The 5,118-nt window shown below is 70.6% G+C and carries 5 protein-coding genes; 4 read left to right on the top strand and 1 reads right to left on the bottom strand.

The annotated features are described in order from the left end of the window. From AC27VN_RS32215 to AC27VN_RS32225, 3 genes are all read left to right on the top strand, one after another. Positions 1-2,011, top strand: a 2,011-nt coding sequence (locus AC27VN_RS32215) for a xanthine dehydrogenase family protein molybdopterin-binding subunit (RefSeq protein WP_490879191.1), incomplete at its 5' end; no start/stop codon positions are given. A gap of 37 nt (positions 2,012-2,048) precedes the next feature. Then, the gene (locus AC27VN_RS32220) at positions 2,049-2,966 is read left to right on the top strand and encodes a helix-turn-helix transcriptional regulator (protein ID WP_490879192.1); all 918 of its coding nucleotides are present in this window, start codon (positions 2,049-2,051) and stop codon (positions 2,964-2,966) included. Between the two features lie 49 nt (positions 2,967-3,015). Continuing rightward, on the top strand, positions 3,016-3,444 hold the full coding sequence (locus tag AC27VN_RS32225) for an SRPBCC family protein (RefSeq protein WP_296800254.1): 429 nt from the start codon (positions 3,016-3,018) through the stop codon (positions 3,442-3,444). On the opposite strand, the gene pobA is transcribed toward AC27VN_RS32225, so the two are convergent. Further along, positions 3,414-4,595, bottom strand: coding sequence for a 4-hydroxybenzoate 3-monooxygenase (gene pobA, locus AC27VN_RS32230; protein ID WP_490879193.1), 1,182 nt, complete (start codon positions 4,593-4,595; stop codon positions 3,414-3,416). The genes AC27VN_RS32225 and pobA overlap by 31 nt on opposite strands. A gap of 130 nt (positions 4,596-4,725) precedes the next feature. On the opposite strand from pobA, the gene AC27VN_RS32235 reads away from it, so the two are divergent. Then, on the top strand, positions 4,726-5,118 hold a 393-nt coding region (locus AC27VN_RS32235), incomplete at its 3' end, for a helix-turn-helix domain-containing protein (protein ID WP_490879194.1).

Raw genomic sequence — 5,118 nt, forward strand, 5'->3', positions numbered from 1 at the left:
CATCGCGCACGAACGCGTGCGCTTCGTCGGCGAGGCCGTCGCCGTGGTGGTGGCCGAGACCGTCCAGCAGGCGCGCGACGCGGCCGAAGCCGTGATGGTCGAGTACGAGGAGCTGCCGATGGTGGTCGACCTCGCGGCCGCCACCGCCGAAGACGCGCCGCAGCTGTGCGACGAGGCCGGCGGCAACATCGCGGCCGAGATGCGCCACGGCAGCAGCGAGGCCGCCACGGCCGCCTTCGCCAAGGCCGCCCACGTGGTGGCGCTCGACGTGGTCAACCAGCGCGTGGTGGCGCTGACCATCGAGCCGCGCTCGGTGCTCGCCGCGCCCGACGCCGACACCGGCCGCCTCACGATCCGCATGAGCACCCAGATGCCCTCGGGCGTGCGCGACTCGATCTGCGCCGCCATCGGCCTGGCCAAGGACAAGGTCCGGGTGGTGGTCGGCGACGTCGGCGGCGGCTTCGGCATGAAGACCGGCGCCTATCCCGAGGACATCGCGGTGGCCTTCGCGGCGCTGCAGGTGAAGCGCCCCGTCAAATGGGTGGCCGACCGCAGCGAGGAATTCCTCTCGAGCGCCCATGGCCGCGACATCGAGGCCAAGGCCGAGCTCGCGCTCGACGCCAAGGGTCGCATCCTCGCGCTGCGCATCAAGACGCTGGCCAATGTCGGCGCCTATGCCACCGGCACCGGCGTCGCGATCCAGCTGCTGATCGGCCCCTGGGTGCAGACCAGCGTCTACGACATCCAGACCATCGACTTCCACTTCAAGGCGGTGCTCACCAACACCGCGCCCACCGGCGCCTACCGCGGCGCCGGCCGGCCCGAGGCGATCTTCACCATCGAGCGGCTGATGGACGAGGCCGCGCGCCAGACCGGCATCGACCGCATCGAGCTGCGCCGGCGCAACTTCATCCGCCCCGAGCAGATGCCGTACAAGAACCCGATGGCGCAGACCTACGACACCGGCAAGTTCGAATCGGTGATGGACCAGGCGCTGGGCCTGGCCGACTGGAACGGCTTCGAGGGCCGCGCCGCCGAATCGGCGCGCAACGGCCGTCACCGCGGCCTGGGCATCGCCACCTTCCTCGAATGGACCGGCGGCAACGTGTTCGAGGAGCGCGTCACCGTCTCGGTGCAGGCCGACGGCGTGATCGAGGTGTTCTCGGCCGTCAATGCCATGGGGCAGGGCATCGCCACCTCGCTGGCGCAGCTCGCGGTCGACGCCTTCGGCGTGCCGATCGAGAAGGTGCGCGTGGTGCTCGGCGACACCGACCGCGGCGACGGCTTCGGCAGCGCGGGTTCGCGTTCGCTCTTCACCGGCGGCTCGGCCGTGCGCATCGGCGCCGAGCGCACCATCGACAAGGCGCGCGAACTCGCGGCCCAGGAGTTCGAGGTGGCGATCGACGACGTGACCTACAGCCGCGGCGCCTTCGCCGTGATCGGCACCGACCTCGAGCTCGACCTGTTCACGCTGGCCGGCAAGCAGCCCGAGCGCGAGATCTTCGTCGACTCCACCAGCACCGTGGCCGGCCCGACCTGGCCCAACGGCTGCCACATCTGCGAGATCGAGATCGATCCGCCCACCGGCGAGATCAGCGTGGTGGCCTACAGCTCGGTCAACGACGTGGGCCGCGTGGTCAACCCGATGATCGTGCGCGGCCAGCTCGAGGGCGGCGCCGTGCAGGGCATCGGCCAGGCACTCTACGAGCAGGTGGTGTACGACCACGAGACCGGCCAGCCCGTCACCGGCAGCCTGATGGACTACGCCGCGCCGCGCGCCGATATCGTGAGCACCATGTTCCACATGGAGATGGACGAATCGACGCCCTGCAAGAACAACCCGCTGGGCGTGAAGGGCGTGGGCGAGCTGGGCACCATCGGTGCCACGCCGGCCATCGTCAATGCCGTGGCCGACGCCTTCGCGCGCAATGGCCTGGCCGCGCGCGCGCCGCGCCTGCACATGCCGCTGAGCCCTTCGCGCGTGTGGCAGGCGATGCAGACGGTCGACTGAGGACCCGCCGCACGGCCGGTGCTGCGGGAAAACCACCATGCTCGTGGTCACCGAACTGCAGACCGAGCCGATCCGGGTCTCGAGCTACCGCTGCGACGCGGGCCCCGATGCCCCGCCTTTCGCCGAGATGCACGAGGGCCATTCGGTCTCGTACGTGCGCAAGGGCAGCTTTGGCTACCGCACGCGCGGCCATGCCTACGAGCTCGTGGCCGGCTCGGTGCTCGTCGGCGCGCCGGGCGACGAATACGTCTGCACCCACGACCACCATGTCTGCGGCGACGAGTGCCTGGCCTTCCACCTCTCGCCGGGCTTCGTCGAGCTGATCGGCGGCGGGCGCGGCACCTGGCAGGCCGGCGGCCTGCCGCCGCTGTCCGGGCTGATGGTGCTCGGCGAACTCGCGCAGGCCGCGGTCGAGGGGCGCAGCGATCTCGGCCTCGACGAGGTCGGCATGCAGTTCGCCCATCGCTTCGTCGATCTCGTGGAAGGGCGCGATGCGCCGCGGCCCGGAGCGGCCCCCGCGCGCGACCGGCGCCGCGCCGTCGATGCCGCGATGTGGATCGCCGAGGGTTCGCACGAGGACATCGGCCTCGAGCAGGCCGCGGCCGAGGCCGGGCTCAGCGCCTTCCATTTCCTGCGGCTGTTCTCCCAGGTGCTGGGCGTCACGCCGCACCAGTACCTCGTGCGCTCGCGCCTGCGCCATGCGGCGCGCCTGCTCGCCGACGGCGACCGTCCCGTGACCGAGATCGCGCTCGACGTGGGCTTTGCCGACCTCAGCAATTTCGTGCGCACCTTCCGGCGCGCCGCCGGTGTCTCGCCGGGGGACTTTCGCCGTGCCGCGCGCGGCGACCGCAAGATTCTCCAAGACCGCCTCGCGGCCTTGCTCGACGATGAGCGCCTGATCCATTCATCGACCAGGAAGCCATCGCCATGCACCACGCCATCGAACTCGAACTGACAGTCCCGGCCCGCGCAGGCCGCCATCCCTGAGCGCGAAGGAGCCCGCCATGGCCACCATCCACCGGGAATTCGAACTCGCCGCGAGCGCGGCGCAGGTCTGGGACGCGCTGCGCGACTTCCGCGCCGTGCACCAGCGGCTCGCGCCGGGCTTCCTCACGGCCTGCCGCATCGACGAGGAGGGCGCGCGCATCCTCGACTTCTCCAACGGCAGCGTGGCGCGCGAGCTGCCGGTGTCGATCGACGAATCGCTGCGCCGCATCGCCTATACCGTCACGGGCAGCCGCATGCGGCATCACCATGCGTCGGCGCAGGTGTTCGACGCGGGCGAAGGGCGCTCGCGCTTCGTCTGGATCACCGACGTGCTGCCCGACGAACTCGCGCCCTACATCGCCGGCATGATGGACGAGGGCGCGGCCGCGATGAAGAAGAAGCTCGAGGCCGAGGCTCAGAAGTCCTCGAGCGGCAGCCCGACGTAGTTCTCGGCCAGCGAGGTCGAGGCCGCGTGCGAATGCACGAGGTAGTCGAGCTCGGCCTCCTGGATCTTCTGGCCGAAGGCGCCGGTCTCGGGGAAGCGGTGCATCAGCGAGGTGAACCACCACGAGAAGCGCTCGGCCTTCCAGACCCGGCGCAGGCACAGGTCGGAATAGCGGTCGAGCGCCGAGGCCGAGCGCTCGCGGTAGAAGATCTCGAAGGCGCGCGACAGGTAGCCCACGTCGGCGGTTGCGAGGTTCAGCCCCTTGGCACCGGTCGGCGGCACGATGTGCGCCGCGTCGCCGGCCAGGAACAGCGAGCCGAAGCGCATCGGCTCGGCCACGAAGCTGCGCAATGGCGCGATGCTCTTCTCGAGCGAAGGGCCGGTCACCAGCCGCTCGCGTGCTTCCGGGTCGAGGCGCGCGCGCAGTTCGTTCCAGAAGGCCTCGTCGCTCCAGTTCTCCACCCGTTCCTCGGTCGGCACCTGCACGTAGTAGCGGCTGCGCGTGGCGCTGCGCATGCTGCACAGCGCGAAGCCGCGCTCGGTGTTGGCATAGATCAGCTCATGCGAGACCGGCGGCACGTCGGCCAGCACGCCGAGCCAGCCGAAGGGGTAGACCTTCTCGTAGGTCTGGATCGCATCGGCCGGCACGCTCGCGCGGCTCACGCCGTGGTAGCCGTCGCAGCCGGCGATGAAATCGCATTCGATCTCGTGCGTCTGGCCGTCCTTCTCGTAGCGCACGCGCGGCGAGCGCGAATCGAAGTCGTGCAGGCTCACGTTGGCCGCGCTGTAGACCGTGGCCAGGCCCTCGGCCGCGCGCGCTTCCATCAGGTCGCGCGTCACCTCGGTCTGGCCGTACACCGTGACCTGCTTGCCGCCCGTGAGGCCGTGCATGTCGATGCGGTGGCGCGCGCCCTTGAACAGCAGCTCGATGCCCCCGTGCGGCAGGCCCTCGGCCTTGGCGCGGGCGTCGACGCCGGCACGCTTGAGCAGGTCCATCGTGACCTGCTCGAGCACGCCCGCGCGGATGCGCCCGAGCACGTAGTCGCCGCTCTGGCGTTCGACGATGACGTTGTCGATGCCGGCCTTGAACAGAAGCTGGCCGAGCAGAAGGCCGGCCGGGCCGGCGCCGATGATCGCTACCTGGGTGCGCATGTCGATGTCTCCGAGAAGTTCCGCGAAGCGTAGGGCGCGCGCGCCGCCCTGGCACGCCGGCCGATGCGGCTGTGTGCGATCATGCGAATGGCTGCGCGATGATCGCGCAACTTCCCGCTTCGCCTCACTCATGACCATCGCCAGAGCCGACTTCATCGAGGGCATCGCCAAGGGAATGGCGGTGCTCGAAAGCTTCGACACCGAGCGCCAGCGCCTCAACGCCACCCTGGCGGCCGAGCGCGCCGGCCTCACGCGCGCCGCGGCGCGCCGGCACCTGCTGACCCTGGCGCACCTGGGCTACCTCGAGACCGACGGCAGCTACTTCTGGATGGCGCCCAAGGTGCTGCGCTTCTCGGGCAGCTACCTGGCCTCGTCGCGCCTGCCGCGCGCGCTGCAGCCCACCCTGAACCGGCTCGCGGCGCAGACCGGCGAATCCTTCTCGGCCGTGGTGCTCGACGGCGAGGAGGTGGTGATCGTGGCGCGCAGCGGCAGCTATGGCACGCCCACGCGCGTGCTGGCCTAC

The organism is Variovorax sp. 20P10.2.4 (genome assembly GCF_058244205.1).

Bases quoted from the DNA above. Each gene is read 5' to 3' on its own strand.
- AC27VN_RS32220 (WP_490879192.1), top strand. From the start codon at position 2,049: ATGCTCGTGGTCACCGAACTGCAGACCGAGCCGATCCGGGTCTCGAGC.
- AC27VN_RS32225 (WP_296800254.1), top strand. From the start codon at position 3,016: ATGGCCACCATCCACCGGGAATTCGAACTCGCCGCGAGCGCGGCGCAG.
- pobA (WP_490879193.1), bottom strand. From the start codon at position 4,595: ATGCGCACCCAGGTAGCGATCATCGGCGCCGGCCCGGCCGGCCTTCTG.